The sequence below is a fragment of the Algorimicrobium algoritergicola genome, assembly GCF_008086165.1.
Taxonomy (GTDB): domain Bacteria; phylum Bacteroidota; class Bacteroidia; order Flavobacteriales; family Flavobacteriaceae; genus Algorimicrobium; species Algorimicrobium algoritergicola.
On record NZ_VSKL01000004.1, the window covers coordinates 202,580 to 222,093 of the forward strand.

Genomic DNA, 19,514 nt, shown 5'->3' on the forward strand with positions numbered 1-19,514 from the left:
TAATTATGTTAGGTGATCTAAAAAATTTGAAAAATAGAAATGAATTTTGACGAAAAATTTAAAGCTTATACTTGGAAAAATTGGATGCATTTACATTGGATTATAAACCCAGGTCTTGTAATTAACGAATTATTTTTGGGGCAAAGAGTTCCTAAAATAACGTTAATTGACAAAACTACTGATAAACCAAAATACGAGAGATTATTTATTCCTTGTCCACATTGTGAAACTATTCACGATGCGAGAACTTGGTCAACAACAAATGGAACGGCTTTTAAAAATTGGTTCGGTTTATTCTGTCCGAAGTGTAATCAAATTATTCCTTGTTTAACTAATATATTTACCTATATAATTTTAGCCATAACGTACCCAATCTGGAATTGGTTCCAAAAAAAGTTAAAAAATAAATGGCTGGAAAAGCAACCTAAAAGATTTATTAATCTTGATTTAACTAATCAACCTAATCCTTTTGAAGGAAATGGGTGGATTAAACAAGGTTTAAGTTGGGGACTATTTATGTTTGTATTTATGACTTTTATTCTCCACTTAATCCAAGGAGAAAAAATTACTTTATGGAGTGTTTTAATTGGAGTGCCAATATGGACTATTGGAGGCATGGGATTTGGCTATACAATGAAATCATTAATGGGAAAACCGAAAAGAAATAAAAATAATTTTGGTAATAGTTTATAACTGCAATATAAACATGTAATTAACGGTTATAAAAGACCTTTCTTTTGAAACTGGAAAAATAAGTTCATTCGAAATCATATTTACATTATTATCGCTTAAATTGCAATATCAAACTAACAGAAAATGATTGACAAATTACTAAACACTAAAAAAATAAATTACACTTCAAGCTTGAAGGTTGATAATTTAAAACAAAAAATAGAAGAACTTTTTAATCAAAGTACGTCTACATTTGTTGGAAATTTTACCAATCAAAATGAATTTTCTGCTTATGATAAATGGTCGGTTATAGCCTGGTACGTACCGAATTTTAAAAGGAAGTCAGCTTATTTAAAAGGCGAAATCTTAAAGTCAGGAAAAGGAACGGTGTTAAATTTAAACATGAAACCAAATACCATGTTGTCCGTTGGCCCTATCCTTTCTGTATTATTTGGAATAATTCTCATAATAGCAACTGGATTGAATACAGGCAATTCCCGTTTCTTATTTATTGGCTTGTTCTTTATTTTAGTAGGCATTTTATATTACGCGTTTGGCATATATTCAAGAAATAGACTGCGAAACAATTTTGAGAAAAATTTGGGCTTACAAAAGGTTTAACTAGAAAAATGAAAGCAGCATTTTTTAAATTACCAGAATACTACTTAATCATATTAGCTGTTTTGGCTGGTTATTCGCCACCATTTACCATGAATCCCATTTTTATTGCCATCGTGGGAATCTTAATACTTCAAATTATTTTTAAAAACAGAATTTCAGGAATAGCGCTTGGAATTCTTTTCTTTTTAGCCAACCTGTATTTTTTAGGAGCTTTACTTTCAGAATTTAACGAATTCACGGAGTTTAATAATCACGCAAAACAAATACTGTTTGTCGGTTTAACCATTTGGATTGTAAACATCATATTATCATTGATTATGATTTATAAATACGCAACCAATAACGTTAAAAAGAGTTCTCAAATAGAATTAGACCAGCAAGGTATATAGTCAAAAAACAGGATTGGGTTGCCAGTCATTAAGTATTAATACCTAATCGCCTATTCCTTATTTTTTGTATGCCTTTTCTCTGCATACTCATAGCCTTGCTGCCACCATGCGGTCATTAGTCGTTTACTAAATATCAACGAATTCTCTGTTAAGCTTGATGGTGTGTAATATAAATTGAGTTTAACACCTCTATTTTTTGCAGCCAATTTGCCAATTATAATATCATTTCGTTCTACCTGATTTAATAAATGTCCAAATAGGTTAATCATTAATGAAAACGGATTTTTCCCAAGTACTTTTTGATGCTCAATATTTTCCGCTTCTAATATAATGGCATCCACTTCCGTGGCACCTCTATTTATGGCTTCACGGATTGGCACTACACAGCCCAAACCACCATCTGCATATTCAAACCCATTAACTTTTGCAATGGACATAAACGGAATATAGTTGCATGAAATCCAAATCCAATTACAGAACTCATCATAGGTACAATCTTTAATCGACTTATACTCGACTGAATTTTTAGACAAATTTGAAACAGTAGCAACAACGTCCTTATTTTCTGCTCGAATTTTTAGGTATTCTTCTTTCGTGAAATTCCGTTTAATATGGCGCCTTAAGGCTTTACTCTCCCCAAAGGTTCGTTTTCTTCGAATAAATTGCCATATTGAATTTACAAAATCAATAGACACATATTCGCGATCTCCTTTTTTACGTTGCACAAATGGACTAACACTAAAAATATCATGTTGTTGCACATTGGTATACATATCATACAGTTTTGGAATATTATTAACCGCTAAATGTGGAATTAATAAACTCCCTGTAGATGTTCCTAAAAACATATCGTAGGTTTTACCCTCTTTCTCCATTAAATATTGTGCTACACCTCCAGCATAAGCACCTTTACTTCCTCCTCCTGATATGACTAATGCTTTCATTGCTCTGGTATCGTTTCAGTTTCTATTTCTAACGGGCTTGTTTCTGTGTTTTTATATTTGGCAAAATCGAAACCACTTTGCCACCATTTAGTCATTTTCTCCTTATCAAAAACTAACGAATTGGTTGTTAAAACCGTTGGTGTATAATAAAAATTAATTATCGCATTTTGATTATTAGCAACAAACTTCCCTATCCGCACATTCTGACTTTCAATTCTATCCAACATAAACGCAAACATATTAGTTAGTAGTGAAAATGCGTTAATGGATGGCATTCTATTAAAAGAGGTCACTTCCGTTTGCAATATAATAGCATCAACCGTTGTGGCACCACGTCTAATAGCTTCTTCAATAGGAACCATGGAACCCAATCCACCATCCGCATATTCACAGCCATCCTTTTTAACTAGCGTCATAAAAGGCGTATAATTACACGAAATCCAGATCCATTCGCAATATTCCTCATAGCTAAAATCGTTAATTGATTTATATTCCACCTGGTTTAAAGATAAATTTGAAACCGTTACCACCACATCCGTTTTTGAGGCTTTTAAAACGCCAAATTCACTTTCTGAAAGCGTATTCTGAATCAGCTTTTTTAAATTATGACTTTCGCCAAATGTTTTACTGCCTCGAAATAAATTCCGAAGGACATTAAAGTGATTAATACCAATAGTTTCAACCCCTTTTTTCTTTTTGATGGTAAATGGACGACGATTAAAAATAGCATTCTGATTCACATTGGTGTAAACCTGCTTTATTTTCTCCGCATTTTTTAATCCCAAATGGGATACGAGTAAACTCCCTGTGGATGTCCCGATAAGCAAATCATACTCATGCCCTTTTTCTTCAATTAAATATTGCGCCACACCTCCTGCAAACGCACCTTTACTTCCTCCTCCTGAAATGACTAAAGCACGCATATTTATTGATTTTTCATAGTTAAACGTTGAATAATATCGTCGTATTTTTCTGTGTTGGATAAGACTTCTAATAAATTTTTAGCAAACGATTTAAATCGCCAATTATAATGATGTGATGCATCAATTAAATTTAAAATAGCCCGTTCTGTAAATACCTGTAATGCATTTAAATATGAAAAAGCACCTTGACGAACCTCAAAACCATAATCTGCAGATGTATAGGATGCCAATTCATCAAAATACAATTGCTTATTTGCATCGTCATATTCTGGTGTTGATAATGCTAAAACCAACCACAACAATCGCACATTTTTATCATTAAACCCAACAATTGCTTTTGTCTGATTTAAATAGTCTACACGCTTTTCTGGAAAATTCACCCATAAATTATACAGCGCAGATTCTATCGTAATGTAAGATTTATCAGTTAATAAAGATTCATAATTTGTTTTTAATCCTAACGGTATTTTTGTAAGGTTTTTTGCGATGGCTTGACGCACTTTTAAACCATCATCAAAAACATTAGCAGTTATCCGTTCTGGTACTTGGGCAACAATTTTAGCTTTCGCTTCAGCAGATAATGGTGCTGACAAGTAATAATCGCATTTGGCGTTTTTAGCTTCGCAATCTGCCATCAGATATTCTTGAATGAACTGCGATTGCTCCAAACTTGCCAACGCTTCATTATAAGGAAATGTTTCGGCCTCAAACCAAACAGCAACAAAAGCATCCAGATTTTGCCCACTTGTCTTTTCAGCTTCATGAATAAAGTTGGTTGTTTCTACGTTTTTAAATTGATAGATTTCTAAATAGTTTTTTACGGCTGTTTTAAACGCGTCATCGCCTATTTTTTCACGCAAAGCATGCAAAACCCAAGCACCTTTTTTATAAAATGTGGCACTACTCGATTTCGGGTTTAATAAAGAAGTCCCTTCCTTGCGACTATCTTGCTCTAATAATTCCTGCGCATATTCATACAAACGCATATAATAATAATTTTTACCAAAAACGTCCTGTTCCGCTAATAGCGCATAATACGTAGCAAAACCTTCTTGCAACCAATGATGTGTTCCAGACGTTTCTGTTACCAAATTACCAAACCATTGATGTGCTAACTCGTGCGCATTTACATTCACATAATTTCTGTCGTTAAACGCAATAGAATCTATTACAAACGAATCTGCAAAAATAGTAGTTCCCGTATTTTCCATACCTGAATACAAAAAATCATGAACAGGAACTTGCTTATAATTTTGCCATGGATATGAAACACCAATTTCAGTTTCTAGAAAATTAAACATCTGCGTAGTATACCTGTAGGTTGGTTCCGCTTTTAATGAATCTTCTGGATAATAATACATCTCTAACGGAATTCCGCTTTCCGATATGTCTTCACTTTTATCATAATTACCAATAGCTAAAGCCACTAAATAGCTAGCCATGGGCTGTTTCATATTATAACTCCAAATTGTATTAGCACCTAAAACCTGTTTATCAATTAGTTTCCCGTTTGCAATAACCTGATAGTTTGAATCGAATTCAACGGTTATATCGAATTCCAATTTATCATTCATATCATCTATACTCGGCAACCAATTACTGGTGTATTTCCCTTGTCCTTGACTCCAAATTTGATTAGGCGCATTGGTATCCCAACCAACAAAATACAATGCCTTTTTAGGAACAGCAGTATATTGAAACATTATTTTGTTTTCTAGCGAAGGTTTAAAAGAATTAAATAGAATGAGTCTTTTACCATCATTTTTAAACGTGATTTTATTTCCATTCAATAAAACTTTAGAAAACGTCATGTTTTGTGAATCTAAAAAAATAGAGTCAGCAGATTTTAAAATATCAAAAACAATAGTGAGGTTTCCCGAAATACTTTTAGTGGAATCATCTGGCACAACATACGCTTGAATCTGTTTAAAATCCACATAATCTGTTTGTTGCGAAAAAGCAATGCTGCTGAATAAGAAACCAAGTAGGGCAAATAAATATTTCATAGTGTAATTTAAGCAAAGACTGCTCCAAAATACAAAAAATTGCATTTTATGAATTGATTGAAATGACTTAAATTCGCTTTTATGAATACCCATTTACAAACTCCCATCGATTACCTGAAAGGCGTTGGTCCTAATCGTGCCGATTTACTTCGGAAGGAACTCGGTATTCATACCTATCAAGATTTAATAAACTTATTCCCGAATCGGTATTTAGACCGAACGAAATACTTTAAAATAAACGAATTACAGCAAAACAATGCAGAAGTTCAAGTTATAGGAAAACTGATAAAGTTTGAAGAAATCGCTCAAAAACGCGGCAAACGATTAGTCGCCACCTTTCAAGACGACACGGGAACCATGGAATTGGTTTGGTTTCGTGGGCAAAAATGGATTCGCGATAGCTTAAAACTCCAAACACCTTATGTCATTTTTGGGAAAACAAATTTTTATAGTGGTAAATTCAGTGTGCCACATCCAGAAATGGAACTTTTAGCAGAACATGAAGCTAGTTTACGTTCGGCCATGCAACCCATTTATCCATCAACTGAAAAATTGAACAATAAGGGAATCACGAATCGTGTGGTGAACAAAATTATGCAACAATTGTTTGTTGAAACCAAAGGCAGATTTGTTGAAACCTTATCTCCAGAACTTTTAGAAAGTCAGAAATTAATCTCCAAAAGTGAGGCGCTTTTTAACATCCATTTTCCAAAAAATCAAGACCTTTTAGCACGTGCTCAATACCGGTTAAAATTTGAAGAATTATTCTATATTCAACTGCAATTAATTTTAAAAAACCTCATTCATAAATCGAAAATAAAAGGGCTTCCTTTTGAAAAAGTCGGAAGCAATTTTAACACCTTTTACAATTCACATTTACCCTTTGAATTAACCAATGCACAGAAGCGCGTTTTAAAAGAAATCCGTCAAGATTTAGGAAGCCATGCGCAAATGAACCGGCTTTTACAAGGAGATGTGGGTTCTGGAAAAACTATAGTCGCCTTCATGTCAATGCTCATGGCACTTGACAACGGTTTTCAAGCGTGCTTAATAGCTCCTACTGCTATTTTGTCAGTACAACACTATAACGGATTATCCGAATGGTGTAATCAATTAAATATCAGCATAAAACTGCTCACAGGTTCAAGTAAAACTTCAGAACGAAGAGAAATTCATAAAGCGTTAGAAAATGGCGAATTACAGATCCTAGTTGGCACACATGCCCTATTAGAAGACAAGGTGAAATTTCAAAATTTAGGGCTCGCAATTATAGATGAGCAACATCGTTTTGGCGTAGAACAACGCAGTAAATTATGGCACAAAGGACCAAAAATAAGCCTACCTGAATCCGTCCAAAATAATGAGGCAAAAGGAGCTATAATCCCACCACACATTTTGGTCATGACAGCCACACCTATTCCACGTACTTTAGCCATGTCTGTTTATGGTGATTTGGATATCTCTGTTATTGATGAATTACCACCAGGAAGACAAGCTATAAAAACGGTGCATCGGTATGATAAAAACAGATTAGACGTTTTCCGTTTTATACGTGATGAAATTGAAAAAGGGCGACAAATTTATATCGTTTATCCATTGATTCAAGAGAGCGAAAAAATGGATTATAAAGATTTAATGGATGGCTACGAAAGTATTTCACGAGATTTTCCTATGCCAAAATATCAAATTTCTATTGTTCATGGTAAAATGAAAGCTGCCGATAAAGATTTCGAGATGCAACGCTTTATAAAAGGCGAAACCCAAATTATGGTTGCCACAACCGTTATAGAAGTGGGTGTAAACGTTCCAAATGCTTCTGTGATGATTATTGAAAGTGCTGAACGTTTCGGGCTTTCGCAATTACACCAATTACGTGGTCGTGTTGGTCGTGGTGCGGAACAAAGCTATTGCATCCTCATGACGAGCCACAAATTAAGCAGCGACAGTAAAACGCGTTTGGAGACTATGACGAGGACCAATGACGGCTTTGATATAGCAGAAGTCGACTTAAAACTACGTGGACCTGGTGATATTATGGGAAAACAACAAAGTGGTATTCTAAATTTAAGAATAGCAGATATTATTAAGGATGGTGATATTTTAAAAACGGCTCGTTTTTATGCCAAACAGATTTTAAACACAGACCCTAGCCTATCCAAACCCAATAATAAAGCTATTTTACATACCTATCAGCAAATGAGCAAATACAAGAACATCTGGAATTATATTTCATAATTTTATACGCAAACGCTCAAAAAACGGCTTTTATAAAAACAATCTAATATTTAAAATTAAAAAATGGCATTAAACATTGTACTTATAGAACCCGAAATACCTAATAACACCGGAAATATTGGCCGATTAGCATTGGCTTCTGGATCCAATCTTCATTTGGTAAAACCTTTTGGTTTTGAAATTACAGATGCACGATTGAAACGCGCCGGGTTAGACTATTGGCAACATTTAAATCTACACTATTATGAGAATTTAGAGGAATTTTTCAGTAAAAACAAAGACGCTAACATGGTATTTCTATCTAGTCATGGCGAAAAGAACCATTGGGATATTTCTTTTGAAGACAATATGTTTCTGGTATTTGGTAAAGAATCGGTTGGTTTACCCAAAGCACTTTTACAAAAACATGAAAACAAATTATTTAAAATCCCATTATATAGCAACCATGTAAGAAGTTTAAATTTAGCAAACGCTGTAAGTATCGTGGTTTACGAAGGGATTAGACAGATTCAAATTTTAAATTCCATTAAAAGATAAACCCAAGACTTAAACCGACACCATTTACTTTAATAATATCATCAGAAGTTCCAATGCCTTCATTGGTTAAACTCACGGTTTTATGCGAGTAGAAAATATCCGAAACCAGGAATAATCTGTTTCCAACCTTAAATTTATAACCAACACCGAAATTAAACGCAATTCCTTTTTTAAAATCAGAATCAGCACCTCCAAAACTTAAATTTGGACCTATATCCAAGTAGAAATAGGTTGAATCTTCGGCATCTGAAAAATACCCCCTTAGGTCTAGAAATAAGGGGAGTGTTTTAAAATTAGGCCTATTATACCCATCAATACCAACACCTAATCCAAGCGAAAAATAGCAGGAAACAAAATATCCATTTATCGTCTGAACACTCCAGGCATGAGCACCTGCGGCATCTAAATCAGAAAAAATATTCCCAACCCCTTCAATAAAACGTTCTTGTTTTAATCCTGTAATAGCAGAGAAACTTACTTTAGTAATATTAAAAAAACCACTATTTTTATTCGTGTCCTTTAAAGAATTAGTCGAATTATCTTGTCCAAATGAATATATTGAAATAAAAAATAGTAGATATATCGCTTTTTTCATGGAAATTGATTTTCTAGTTAAAACTTCACTGTGTCAAAAAAAGTAAAAACACATCAATAAACAAGATAAAAACTAATTTTTCAGCTCAAACTAAAAGCCTTTAAAATTCATCAAGAGAAATTTGTATTAAACACAATTGGAACACGCGATATTTTCAATCGCATTTAAATCCACATTTTTACAACCATTGTTTGAATGCTCATGCCAATATTTTATCTTTGCAAACTTAATTAACCCATGATTCATGAAGATTTCTTATAACTGGCTTAAACAATTCATAAAAACGGATTGGAATCCAGAGCAAATTAGTGAACTTTTAACCGATTTAGGTCTTGAAGTAGAAGGCTTAAACGCATATCAATCTGTAAAAGGCGGATTGGAAGGCATTGTAGTTGGCGAAGTATTAACTTGTGTACAACACCCAAATGCAGATCGACTAAAAGTAACCACTGTTTCCATTGGTACAGATGCACCTTTGCAAATAGTTTGTGGTGCACCTAACGTTGCTGCTGGACAGAAAGTACCTGTAGCCACGATTGGAACAACACTTTATACAGCAGAAGGCGAAGCATGGACGATAAAAAAAGGTAAAATTCGTGGTGAGGAAAGTCACGGAATGATTTGCGCTGAAGATGAACTAGGTTTAGGAAAAGGTCATGACGGCATCATGGTTTTAGATTCTAAAATCAAAGTTGGGTCACGAGCGGCCGATATATTCAACATTGAAAATGACCAAGTTTTTGAAATTGGCTTAACACCTAATCGTTCAGACGCTATGAGTCATTATGGCGTGGCGCGAGATTTACGTGCTGGTTTCACACAAAAAGAAATTAATACAGAACTTATTACACCTTCGGTCAGTGCATTTCAAGTGGAAAACAGAGCATTACGGATTGATGTTGATGTGATAAATAAAAATTTAGCACCGCGTTATTGTGGTTTAACCATATCAAACATAAAGGTAACGGATTCGCCAGCATGGCTACAAAACCGTTTAAAAGCCATAGGTCTGACACCTAAAAACAACATTGTTGATGCTACTAATTATGTGCTTCATGAATTAGGCCAGCCCTTACACGCTTTTGATGCTAACAAAATAACAGGCAATAAAATAGAAGTTAAAACACTTCCACAAGGCACCAAATTCATCACGTTAGACGGTGTTGAACGTGAACTTCATGAAGAAGATTTAATGATTTGTAACGCAGAAAAACCCATGTGTATTGCAGGTGTTTTTGGCGGAATAGATTCTGGAGTAACTGAAAATACAACGAGTATATTTTTAGAAAGTGCGTATTTTAATCCTGTAAGTGTTCGAAAAACAGCCAAACGCCACAATTTAAATACTGATGCGTCTTTCCGTTTTGAACGTGGTATTGATCCAAATATTACAGAATACGCTTTAAAACGTGCTGCCATTTTAATTACAGAAATAGCAGGCGGTCTAGTATCAAGCGAAATTATTGATTTTTACCCAAATAAGTTTGAAGATTTTCAAGTACGCTTAAGTTTTGATAATGCTAAAAAACTAATTGGAGAAGAAATTCCAAAAGATATCATTAAACGTATTCTAATGTCTTTAGATATTAGAATTAATAATGTAACCGAAACAGGACTAGGCTTAACGGTTCCTGCATACAGAAATGATGTGCAACGTGAAGCTGATATTATAGAAGAAGTTCTACGTGTTTACGGCTATAACAATATAAAAACAACGGAGAAATTAAACGCTTCTATTTCCAATACCGGAAAATTTGAAGACTATAAACTCCAAAACATTATTGGCAACCAATTGGTTTCACAAGGTTTCTATGAAACTTTAACCAACTCGTTAACATCCCCAGACTATGTGCCATTACATGCTGATTTAAAAGCAGAGCACAATGTAGAAATGCTAAACCCATTAAGCATAGATTTAAGTGTTTTAAGGCAGTCTATGTTGTTTTCTGGACTAGAAAGTTTACGACATAATTTAAATCGTCGTCGTGAGGATTTAAAACTATTTGAATTTGGAAAAACGTACCATAGCTACACAGACAGTCGTGAGGAATTTAAACATTTATCAATTCTGATTACAGGAGATCGTTATGAAAATCGTTGGAATACAGAAAGCAAACCAAGTGACTTCTTCTATTTAAAAGGAACGATTGAAACTATTTTTGCACGATTAGGCATAACGAAACTAAAAGCGTCTCCAGTAAAATCTGCTGTTTTTAGCGAAGGTATGATGCTATCCTTTGGTAAAACGAAGTTGGTAGAATTCGGATTGGTTAAAAAATCTATCTTGAAGCATTTTGATATTTCAAAACCTGTTTTATTTGCCGATTTTAATTGGGATGATGTGATTGAAACCGCCAAATACAACCGTGTTTCATATAGCGCCATTTCAAAATATCCAGAAATTCGTCGGGATTTTGCTTTACTTATAGACCATTCAGTTTCTTTTGAAAGTATTCACACCATTGCCAAACAGTCTGAAAAACACTTATTAAAAAGCATCAACCTTTTTGATGTATACCAAGGAAGTAATTTACCCGCTGGCAAAAAGAGTTATGCGGTAAGTTTCACCTTTCAAGATGCGAATAAAACCTTGACAGATAAACAAATTGATAAGATTATGAGCAAACTACAAGCGAGTTTTGAAAATCAGCTAGGTGCTGAATTGCGATAAAATTCAAATTGAAGTCTCTATTATATATTATAATAAGCTTATTTAGCTTTTCACTTTGCGCTCAAAACAACTTTGGCTTAGAGCGTGAAAGGGACACAACTTTTTGGGAATTATTAAAATACGATTCAAAAAAAACAGCTCAAGGTATTGGATATGCTTTTAGTAGACCTGCCCACTGGAACGAAACGGACTTTAGAAAGCTAACAACACTTGCTGTTGGTGTGTTTGCATTATCCTTAGCTGATGAAGAAATTAATAGATTTACAACCAGCCAAGTTGATACTTACCCACAAATAGGGCGAGATTTCGGATTTAAATTGGGTAAACCGCAAACCTTCTTTCTATTAAATGCAGGACTATATGGTTTTGGTCTGTTTACTAAAAATGAGGCTGTTAGAAAAACTAGTGTTCTAATCATATCATCAGCTATAACGGCAGGAACTATTCAAAGCGTTAGCAAAACCGTTTTTGGTCGTGCCAGACCAAATTCAGGATTTGATTATAACGATTTTAAGCCTTTTTCCAATGAAGCTAATTTCCATTCGTTTCCATCTGGACATACCGTTTTATCAGTTACTCTTGCCCATTCATTGGCTAAACAATTTGATAATATTTGGGTTAAAGTCGGTATTTACTCTTTAGGTTCCATAACGCCAATTACCCGTTTAGTTGAAGGTGCACATTGGTTAACAGATGTTGCCATAGGAACAATTTTAAGTGTTGTAGTGGTTGATAGTATAGACAAATTCTTATCCAAGACAAATGCTTATACTTATAAGAAAAATCAACATATTAGCTGGAATTTAACGCTTTCTGGAAATCAACTAGGTGTAATAGGTGTTTTTTAAACATAAAAAAGCCTCGAATAATTCGAGGCTTTTTTTTTCGGTCAATAAGTTAAATATAAATTATATTACTTTAACGTTTATTGCATTAAGTCCTTTTCTTCCTTCTTCTAAATCGAATTCTACTGCATCACCTTCACGAACTTCGTCGATTAATCCAGAAATGTGAACAAAATGTTCTTTGTTTGTGTCATCTTCTACGATAAATCCAAATCCTTTAGAATCGTTGAAGAATTTTACTGTTCCTTTACTCATTGTAATAGTTTAAAAATTTTAATAATACACAAATATAATTATATAAACGGATGTTCTGAACTTTTTAGAACATTTTTTTATAATCACAAAACCAAAACTGAAGAAAAAAGCTACTTTTTTATGGTTTAATTTCACTCAAAAAGTAGGCAAGGATACGGTTATTTCGTATATTAATGAGTCTTAATTAAGACATCGAAAATATGGATTCTGACTATAAAAAAATTTACACTGGCAGTTTTATTATTGCCCAATTAATTGTTGATAAACTGGATGCTATTGGTATTTCCGCAATCGTTAAAGATGAAAGTGAATCTGGTAGATTAGCTGGTTTTGGCGCTTCTATTTCAGGATCGCAAGATATTTATGTGAATATTGAAGAACTCTCTGAAGCTATTCCTGTTGTGGATAGTGTAACCTCTGAACTTGGCGCACATTAAAAACAAATCACTTTCCGAATTTTTCAAAAATTTATCTAAGTCCGTTTGAGCGCAGTCGAAAACAATTCAATTTTTGAATTTTAATCATTTCGACTACGCTCAATGTGACAGATTTAAATACTTTATGGGCAACCTTTTAAAGTTAAACTGTAACGGAATACATTTTTTGACGCATTTCCTTAATTTTAGGATCCTGCATATACTCATCAAAAGTTGTATATCTGTCAATAACACCTGTAGGTGTCAATTCCACAACACGGTTAGCAACCGTTTGTGCAAATTCATGATCATGGGTTGAAAATAACACCGTTCCTTTAAAGTTTTTAAGCGAATTATTAAAGGCTGTAATACTTTCTAAATCCAAGTGGTTTGTTGGTTCATCTAACTGTAATACATTGGCACGCATCATCATCATGCGACTTAACATACAACGTACTTTTTCACCTCCAGATAATACATTGGATTTTTTCAACGCTTCTTCACCACTAAAAATCATTTTTCCAAGGAAACCACGAATATGAACTTCCTCGCGTTCTTCTTCCGTTTTAGCCCATTGACGTAACCAATCAACCAAGGTTAAATTATTCTCAAAAAACGAACTGTTATCTAAAGGCAAATAGGATTGGGTTGTTGTAATTCCCCAATCAAATTTTCCGGCATCAGCTTGATCTTTTCCATTTAAAATTTGATAAAATGCCGTTGTAGCTCTGGAATCTTTAGAGTACAATACCACTTTATCTCCTTTGTTTAAATTCAAATCGATATTACTAAAAAGTACGTCACCATCAATAGATGCTGCAAGTCCTTGAACATTTAAAATTTGATCTCCAGCTTCACGTTCACGCTCAAAAATAATGGCAGGATAACGACGACTGGTTCTTCTAATTTCAGATATATCTAGTTTATCAATCATTTTCTTTCTACTAGTAGCTTGTTTGCTCTTCGCTACGTTGGCAGAAAAACGACGTATAAATTCTTCTAATTCTTTCTTTTTTTCTTCAGCTTTTTTATTCTGCTGTGCATGTTGTCTGGCTGCTAATTGAGACGATTCATACCAAAACGTATAATTTCCAGAAAAGTGATTTATTTTTCCAAAATCAATATCAGAAATATGGGTACAAACAGCATCTAAAAAGTGTCTATCGTGAGATACAACAATGACACAATTTTCATAATTAGCTAAAAAGTTTTCTAACCACGAAATGGTTTCATAATCCAAGTCGTTAGTAGGCTCATCCATAATAAGCACATCTGGGTTTCCAAATAAAGCTTGCGCTAAAAGCACCCGCACTTTTTGCTTACCATCCAAATCCTTCATTAGCGTATAATGGTGCTCTTCTGAAATCCCTAGGTTAGATAGCATGGCAGCTGCATCACTATCCGCATTCCAACCGTTCATTTCTTCAAATAACACCTGAAGCTCGCCAATTTTTTCGGCATTTTCATCTGTATAATCCGCATAAAGTGCATCTATTTGAGATTTCAATTTATGAAGTGGCTTATTCCCCTGAATTACAGTTTCCAAAACCGTATCTTCATCATGAAGGTTGTGATCCTGCTCTAAAACAGACATACGCTTACCTGGTTCTAAATGCACACGTCCAGAAGTTGGATCCTGCTTTCCAGAAATAATTTTTAAAAACGTAGACTTTCCTGCTCCATTGGCCCCTATAATCCCGTAGCAATTACCATTATTAAATGTGGTACTCACTTCGTCAAAAAGGACGCGCTTGCCAAATTGAACTGATAAATTTGAAACTGATAACATGTATAACTTTTTAATTTTTGCAAAAGTACTAAAAAGCCTTCATAAGTCGAAACAAATCCAACTATATTAATATTTAACAACGTGTTAACAGCATGTGACAGGTACAACTTTTACATTTGTGAATTAAGTCCACAATCTATTCGATAATATATCTATGAGGGAATTTAAACTTATTTGCGCTTTAGTTGTATCTACCTTTGCTTTAATATCTTGTAAAAAAGATACTAAAGCTGATGAAGGTGCTGCATATTTTGGTGGCGAAGTTGTAAACCCTAAAAATAGTTTTGTAATCTTATCCAAATCTGAAAAGATATTGGATACCATTCGGTTAGATGAAAACAATCGGTTTCTGTACAAAATAGAAAATGTTGAAAAAGGGCTTTATACCTTTCGCTTATGGGCTTCTGAAGGATTAGAATATCAAATGGTTTTATTGGAACCTAATGACAGTATTCTTTTTAGACTCAACACATTGGAGTTTGATGAATCTTTAGTGTACACCGGAAATGGTGCAAAAAAGAACAATTACTTAATTAATCTTTTTTTAGATGGTGAAGCAGAAGACAAAACCATATTAGGTTTTAGCCAATTAACTCCAATGGAATTTGAACGTCGTTTGGATTCTATACGAGACCATAAACTACGGCGATTGAAGCAGTTTAATGCGAAAAACCCATCATCTGACACCTTTAACAATTTAATAAAAGGTAATATTAATTACGATTACTATTTAAGCAAGGAAGTTTATCCATTTGTAAATTATGGCAATACAGAACGTGCCAATTTTAATGAACTTCCTGAAGACTTTTATGATTATAGAAAGGATATTAATTACAATTATTGTGAGTTAATGGATTACTTCCCTTACTACTCCTTCCTTAAACATCATTTTGAAAATCTAGCATTATCTGAACATTTCAAAACATCAGAGGATAGCATTTTTAATTTGAAATCTTTAGACTACAACCTTATTAAAATGAATTTAATTGATAGTTTAATGGTTAATGATTCCATTAAGAATTCATTATTAGCACAAACCGCTGTGGAGTTTATGAGCAATAGTAAAAACACAGATGACTATGATAAAGTATTGCATTCATTCTCCGCCAAAAACACGAATGAAAAGAACGACCATTATGTAACAAATATGGTTAATTCATTAAAAGGATTGAAAGCAGGTCAACGCTTACCAGAAGTTACAGTTCTAAATTATAATAGCAAAGAATTAATTTTAGATAAAATAATTAAAAGGCCAACGGTTATTTATTTTTGGTCTTCAGTATATCGTTCTCATAGCGATAGCCACAGAAAAGCTACTGAATTAAAAATAAAGTATCCTGAAGTCGATTTTATAGCTATTAATGCAACCGCTACTAATCTACCTAATTGGAAAAAACAGCTTTCTCAATATAATTATTCAAAATTTGACGAGTTTATATTTAAAGAGCCTGAAATAGCCAAACACAAATTAGCTATTTCGCCAATAAATAAAGTGATGATTATAGATAAGAATGGCAAGGTTGTCAATGCACATACCAATATGTTTTCCATTATGTTTGAAGAAGAATTACTGGGATTGCTTAATCAATAACCTATAAAAACACAGCATAAAAAAAGCCTTAACTATCATGTTAAGGCTTTTTTATTTTATAAATTCTTCAGTCTAATTTCCTTTTTTGAAATCCTCTAAAAATTTCGCTAATCCAATATCGGTTAAAGGGTGTTTTAGCAACCCTTCAATAGCACTTAATGGACCAGTCATAACATCAGCTCCTAATTTTGCACAATCAATAATATGCATGGTATGACGAACAGATGCCGCTAATATTTCAGTATCAAAATCATAGTTGTCATAAATGTGACGAATTTCAGAAATCAGGTTTAAACCATCTGTTGAAATATCATCCAAACGACCAATAAAAGGCGACACATAGGTGGCTCCTGCTTTGGCTGCTAATAAGGCTTGACCAGCTGAAAATACTAATGTTACATTGGTTTTGATCCCTTTATCTGAAAAATACTTACAGGCTTTTATGCCGTCCTTAATCATTGGTAATTTCACCACAATTTGCTCATGTAATTCTGCCAATGCTTCGCCTTCGCGAACCATACCATCATAATCCGTTGCAATAACTTCGGCACTAACATCACCATCTACAATCTTGCAAATGTCAACATAATGCTTCATAATATTGTCATGACCTGTAATGCCTTCTTTAGCCATTAATGACGGATTGGTAGTTACACCATCCAAAACACCTAAATCTTGTGCTTCACGAATCTGATCTAAATTAGCTGTATCAATAAAAAATTTCATAAGTAAAAGTTTGTCTATTCTGCGTTTGCAGATATATTAATATATAGTTGTGTGTGTTCCCTTTATTTAGGATTGTAAAATTACAATTTATAATGATTCATTAGGAGTTTTTCATAAACTTTATCTGGCAGAATTCGCTTTAAAACAATCGAAAATTTTTGCATAAACTCCCCTACTTTATAATGAACTTTAGGATTTGGCGTATTGATTATTTTATGAATTGCCTTCGCCATCTCTAAAGGATCTTTGCCAGTATCTACATGCGTATCCATTAATCTCAAAGTATTCCCATAAGGCCCTTTATACGGTGAACCTTCTAAAACAGGTGCATGATAACGACCAGATGCTATATTGGTTGCAAAATCGCCTGGTGCTACATTGGTCATCTGAATATTAAATGCCTTTATTTCCATGCGGAATGCTTCTGTAATCAGTTCTAGAGCACCTTTACTCGCTGAATAAACGCCGCGATATGGCAATCCCATATAACCCGCAATTGAGGTTACGTTAATAATTAAACCGGATTGTTGCTTACGCATTTGTGGCAAAACGGCTTTGATAACATTAATAGGACCAAAAAAATTGGTCTCAAAATTATTTCGGATTTCTTCTTCGGGAATTTCCTCAATAGGTCCAGTAATTCCAACACCTGCATTATTAATCACAACATCTAACCGACCTGCTTTTTCAATAACGCGATTTACGGTATCAATAATCGTATAAGATTTGTTAACATCTAAACCTAGAATAGGAAAATTACTAGTCGTATACTTTTCTGGTGAACGACTTGTACCAAAAACTGTGAATCCTTTAAGCGTTAAGTAATCTCCTACCGACTTCCCAATTCCAGATGAACCTCCTGTTATTAAAACAACTTTAGACATATATAATAAAATTAATCCTGTAAAATTAAGAATGTATTATTGAAAAAGTCTATAAAAAGAAAAAGATTTGCAAACTAACAGTCTACAAATCTTATTTATAAAAAAATCCTTTCGTATTTGTGAAAGGAAAAGTAAAGGCACAAAAAAAGGCAAGCTACCTACATCACACCGCTACGACCATCTACCTTTGCTGCGTTCCCGCCCTGGAGGATTCAACAGGAGCTGGTTGTGTAGGACTTGCCCGCTGCAAAGATACAATCTTTTAAATTTTTCACAATGATTTTTTAAACTGAATTTTAATAAATATCTTGCTCCAAATAACTAACAACTCATGAAGCTTTATAAGTCTCTTACTATCATAATTTTATGCCTCACTTTGGTTGCTTGCGGCACCAATATTAATGAAGCAAAAAAGGATATTTCTATCAAAACCAATGTATCAAATGATGCTTTTACGCTTGGTGACGACTTGAAACTGTCCATTTCTAATCCTAAAAATCATGAAATAGGTTCGGTAAATTATACTTTGGACGGAAAGGACATCCAATCTTCAGAAACACTTAATAATATGAAATTAGGTATTCATGAATTAGTTGCATCTTTTAGTTTGAATGGGGAATCAACTAGCATTTCTAAAAGCATTACCATTTTAAATAACCAAACACCCAAAATTTATACCTATACAATTATTAACGAATATCCACACGACCAAACGTCCTACACACAAGGGTTGGAATTTCACAATGGCGAATTATATGAAGGTACTGGACAATATGGTGGCTCCAAGCTTCGAAAAGTAGATTATAAAACTGGTGAAGTTTTAAAAAACATCGATTTATCAAACGAATATTTTGGCGAAGGCATTACCATACTTAATGATAAAGTGTATCAACTAACATGGAAAAAAGGCACGGGCTTTGTTTACAACGTGAATACCTTTGAAAAAACTGGTAGCTTTAAATATGGTGAAAGTTTAGAAGGCTGGGGAATTTGCAACGATGGCTCTAAATTATATAAGAGCGATGGTACCGAAAAAATTTGGACTCTTAATCCAGAAACCTTAACCGAAGAAGGTTACATCCAAGCCTACCACAGCAAAGGAAAAGTAGTAGAATTAAATGAACTAGAATGGGTTAATGGCAAAATATATGCGAACCGTTGGAATAAAAATGGTGTAGCAATTATTAATCCTGAAAATGGTGCTGTTGAAGGTGTGATTGATTTTACACCACTTCATAATATGGTAACCAAACACCCTAAATTAGATGTGTTAAATGGAATTGCCTACAACCCAGACACTAAAACCATTTTTGTAACTGGAAAATATTGGGATAAACTCTTTGAGGTTGAAATAACTGAAAAGTAGTTTAAAATATGTCTATTAAACGTTTAAGGTTTGCCTTATGTTACATTTG

18 protein-coding genes and 1 other RNA gene are annotated in these 19,514 nt (G+C 33.7%); 10 read left to right on the forward strand and 9 right to left on the reverse strand.

Annotated elements, in window-relative coordinates; translation table 11 throughout:
- Positions 1-39 precede the first annotated feature (39 nt).
- From ES675_RS11510 to ES675_RS11520, 3 genes are all read left to right on the forward strand, one after another.
- Positions 40-693: a hypothetical protein gene (locus tag ES675_RS11510; RefSeq protein WP_066251598.1), complete on the forward strand. Its 654-nt coding sequence runs from the start codon at positions 40-42 to the stop codon at positions 691-693.
- Positions 694-816: 123 nt separating this feature from the next.
- Positions 817-1,293 carry a hypothetical protein gene (locus tag ES675_RS11515; RefSeq protein WP_066251593.1) on the forward strand — a complete coding sequence of 159 codons (477 nt, stop codon included), beginning with the start codon at positions 817-819 and terminating at the stop codon, positions 1,291-1,293.
- An 8-nt stretch (positions 1,294-1,301) separates the two neighbouring features.
- Positions 1,302-1,682, forward strand: a complete 381-nt coding sequence (locus ES675_RS11520; RefSeq protein WP_066251590.1) for a hypothetical protein — start codon at positions 1,302-1,304, stop codon at positions 1,680-1,682.
- A gap of 50 nt (positions 1,683-1,732) precedes the next feature.
- Here the strand turns inward: ES675_RS11520 and ES675_RS11525 are convergent, their stop codons facing one another.
- The 3 genes from ES675_RS11525 to ES675_RS11535 are packed head-to-tail and all read right to left on the reverse strand — an operon-like array spanning position 1,733 to position 5,555.
- On the reverse strand, positions 1,733-2,626 hold the full coding sequence (locus ES675_RS11525) for a patatin-like phospholipase family protein (RefSeq protein ID WP_066251587.1): 894 nt from the start codon (positions 2,624-2,626) through the stop codon (positions 1,733-1,735).
- On the reverse strand, positions 2,623-3,549 hold the full coding sequence (locus ES675_RS11530; RefSeq protein WP_066251583.1) for a patatin-like phospholipase family protein: 927 nt from the start codon (positions 3,547-3,549) through the stop codon (positions 2,623-2,625). The genes ES675_RS11525 and ES675_RS11530 overlap by 4 nt, the downstream gene beginning before the upstream one ends.
- 2 nt (positions 3,550-3,551) lie before the next feature.
- Positions 3,552-5,555: a M1 family metallopeptidase gene (locus ES675_RS11535; RefSeq protein WP_066251580.1), complete on the reverse strand. Its 2,004-nt coding sequence runs from the start codon at positions 5,553-5,555 to the stop codon at positions 3,552-3,554.
- A gap of 81 nt (positions 5,556-5,636) precedes the next feature.
- On the opposite strand from ES675_RS11535, the gene recG reads away from it, so the two are divergent.
- Complete coding sequence (gene recG / locus ES675_RS11540; protein ID WP_066251577.1) at positions 5,637-7,790, forward strand: ATP-dependent DNA helicase RecG; 2,154 nt, start codon at positions 5,637-5,639, stop codon at positions 7,788-7,790.
- A gap of 63 nt (positions 7,791-7,853) precedes the next feature.
- Positions 7,854-8,327, forward strand: coding sequence for a tRNA (cytidine(34)-2'-O)-methyltransferase (locus ES675_RS11545; RefSeq protein ID WP_066251569.1), 474 nt, complete (start codon positions 7,854-7,856; stop codon positions 8,325-8,327).
- Here ES675_RS11545 and ES675_RS11550 read toward each other — a convergent pair.
- Entirely contained in the window at positions 8,317-8,922 is a 606-nt protein-coding gene (locus ES675_RS11550; RefSeq protein ID WP_066251566.1) for a hypothetical protein, read from the reverse strand. The two genes, ES675_RS11545 and ES675_RS11550, sit on opposite strands and share 11 nt — an antisense overlap.
- A gap of 244 nt (positions 8,923-9,166) precedes the next feature.
- Here ES675_RS11550 and pheT point away from each other — a divergent pair, with 244 nt between their 5' ends.
- Both pheT and ES675_RS11560 read left to right on the forward strand, forming a co-directional pair.
- Positions 9,167-11,593 carry a phenylalanine--tRNA ligase subunit beta gene (gene pheT, locus ES675_RS11555; protein WP_066251563.1) on the forward strand — a complete coding sequence of 809 codons (2,427 nt, stop codon included), beginning with the start codon at positions 9,167-9,169 and terminating at the stop codon, positions 11,591-11,593.
- An 8-nt stretch (positions 11,594-11,601) separates the two neighbouring features.
- Positions 11,602-12,441, forward strand: a complete 840-nt coding sequence (locus ES675_RS11560; RefSeq protein ID WP_066251559.1) for a phosphatase PAP2 family protein — start codon at positions 11,602-11,604, stop codon at positions 12,439-12,441.
- A gap of 60 nt (positions 12,442-12,501) precedes the next feature.
- On the opposite strand, the gene ES675_RS11565 is transcribed toward ES675_RS11560, so the two are convergent.
- Positions 12,502-12,693 carry a cold-shock protein gene (locus ES675_RS11565; RefSeq protein WP_066251557.1) on the reverse strand — a complete coding sequence of 64 codons (192 nt, stop codon included), beginning with the start codon at positions 12,691-12,693 and terminating at the stop codon, positions 12,502-12,504.
- 200 nt (positions 12,694-12,893) lie between these two features.
- On the opposite strand from ES675_RS11565, the gene ES675_RS11570 reads away from it, so the two are divergent.
- Positions 12,894-13,130: a DUF2007 domain-containing protein gene (locus ES675_RS11570; protein ID WP_066251554.1), complete on the forward strand. Its 237-nt coding sequence runs from the start codon at positions 12,894-12,896 to the stop codon at positions 13,128-13,130.
- A gap of 142 nt (positions 13,131-13,272) precedes the next feature.
- Here ES675_RS11570 and ES675_RS11575 read toward each other — a convergent pair whose 3' ends face one another.
- Positions 13,273-14,898, reverse strand: a complete 1,626-nt coding sequence (locus ES675_RS11575; protein ID WP_066251551.1) for an ABC-F family ATP-binding cassette domain-containing protein — start codon at positions 14,896-14,898, stop codon at positions 13,273-13,275.
- Positions 14,899-15,052: 154 nt separating this feature from the next.
- On the opposite strand from ES675_RS11575, the gene ES675_RS11580 reads away from it, so the two are divergent.
- The gene (locus ES675_RS11580) at positions 15,053-16,489 is read left to right on the forward strand and encodes a TlpA family protein disulfide reductase (protein WP_066251548.1); all 1,437 of its coding nucleotides are present in this window, start codon (positions 15,053-15,055) and stop codon (positions 16,487-16,489) included.
- 72 nt (positions 16,490-16,561) lie between these two features.
- Here the strand turns inward: ES675_RS11580 and fsa are convergent, their stop codons facing one another.
- The 3 genes from fsa to ffs all read right to left on the reverse strand — a co-directional run bounded on the left by fsa (position 16,562) and on the right by ffs (position 18,342).
- Positions 16,562-17,215 (reverse strand): fructose-6-phosphate aldolase, encoded by a 654-nt coding sequence (gene fsa, locus ES675_RS11585; protein WP_066251546.1) that lies wholly within the window; start codon positions 17,213-17,215, stop codon positions 16,562-16,564.
- 80 nt (positions 17,216-17,295) lie between these two features.
- A complete protein-coding gene (locus ES675_RS11590; RefSeq protein ID WP_066251543.1) occupies positions 17,296-18,099 on the reverse strand; it encodes an SDR family oxidoreductase in 804 nt (267 codons plus the stop codon).
- A 144-nt stretch (positions 18,100-18,243) separates the two neighbouring features.
- An RNA gene (gene ffs, locus ES675_RS11595) (signal recognition particle sRNA small type) lies at positions 18,244-18,342 on the reverse strand.
- Positions 18,343-18,430: 88 nt separating this feature from the next.
- On the opposite strand from ffs, the gene ES675_RS11600 reads away from it, so the two are divergent.
- Positions 18,431-19,465 (forward strand): glutaminyl-peptide cyclotransferase, encoded by a 1,035-nt coding sequence (locus ES675_RS11600; protein WP_066251540.1) that lies wholly within the window; start codon positions 18,431-18,433, stop codon positions 19,463-19,465.
- The last annotated feature ends 49 nt before the right edge of the window (positions 19,466-19,514 follow it).

Coding starts and splice junctions, on each gene's coding strand:
- ES675_RS11565 (WP_066251557.1), bottom strand. CDS start 12,693: ATGAGTAAAGGAACAGTAAAATTCTTCAACGATTCTAAAGGATTTGGA.
- pheT (WP_066251563.1), top strand. CDS start 9,167: ATGAAGATTTCTTATAACTGGCTTAAACAATTCATAAAAACGGATTGG.
- ES675_RS11530 (WP_066251583.1), bottom strand. CDS start 3,549: ATGCGTGCTTTAGTCATTTCAGGAGGAGGAAGTAAAGGTGCGTTTGCA.
- ES675_RS11570 (WP_066251554.1), top strand. CDS start 12,894: ATGGATTCTGACTATAAAAAAATTTACACTGGCAGTTTTATTATTGCC.
- ES675_RS11590 (WP_066251543.1), bottom strand. CDS start 18,099: ATGTCTAAAGTTGTTTTAATAACAGGAGGTTCATCTGGAATTGGGAAG.
- ES675_RS11575 (WP_066251551.1), bottom strand. CDS start 14,898: ATGTTATCAGTTTCAAATTTATCAGTTCAATTTGGCAAGCGCGTCCTT.
- ES675_RS11545 (WP_066251569.1), top strand. CDS start 7,854: ATGGCATTAAACATTGTACTTATAGAACCCGAAATACCTAATAACACC.
- ES675_RS11580 (WP_066251548.1), top strand. CDS start 15,053: ATGAGGGAATTTAAACTTATTTGCGCTTTAGTTGTATCTACCTTTGCT.
- ES675_RS11515 (WP_066251593.1), top strand. CDS start 817: ATGATTGACAAATTACTAAACACTAAAAAAATAAATTACACTTCAAGC.
- ES675_RS11600 (WP_066251540.1), top strand. CDS start 18,431: ATGAAGCTTTATAAGTCTCTTACTATCATAATTTTATGCCTCACTTTG.
- ES675_RS11520 (WP_066251590.1), top strand. CDS start 1,302: ATGAAAGCAGCATTTTTTAAATTACCAGAATACTACTTAATCATATTA.
- ES675_RS11535 (WP_066251580.1), bottom strand. CDS start 5,555: ATGAAATATTTATTTGCCCTACTTGGTTTCTTATTCAGCAGCATTGCT.
- fsa (WP_066251546.1), bottom strand. CDS start 17,215: ATGAAATTTTTTATTGATACAGCTAATTTAGATCAGATTCGTGAAGCA.
- recG (WP_066251577.1), top strand. CDS start 5,637: ATGAATACCCATTTACAAACTCCCATCGATTACCTGAAAGGCGTTGGT.
- ES675_RS11525 (WP_066251587.1), bottom strand. CDS start 2,626: ATGAAAGCATTAGTCATATCAGGAGGAGGAAGTAAAGGTGCTTATGCT.
- ES675_RS11550 (WP_066251566.1), bottom strand. CDS start 8,922: ATGAAAAAAGCGATATATCTACTATTTTTTATTTCAATATATTCATTT.
- ES675_RS11510 (WP_066251598.1), top strand. CDS start 40: ATGAATTTTGACGAAAAATTTAAAGCTTATACTTGGAAAAATTGGATG.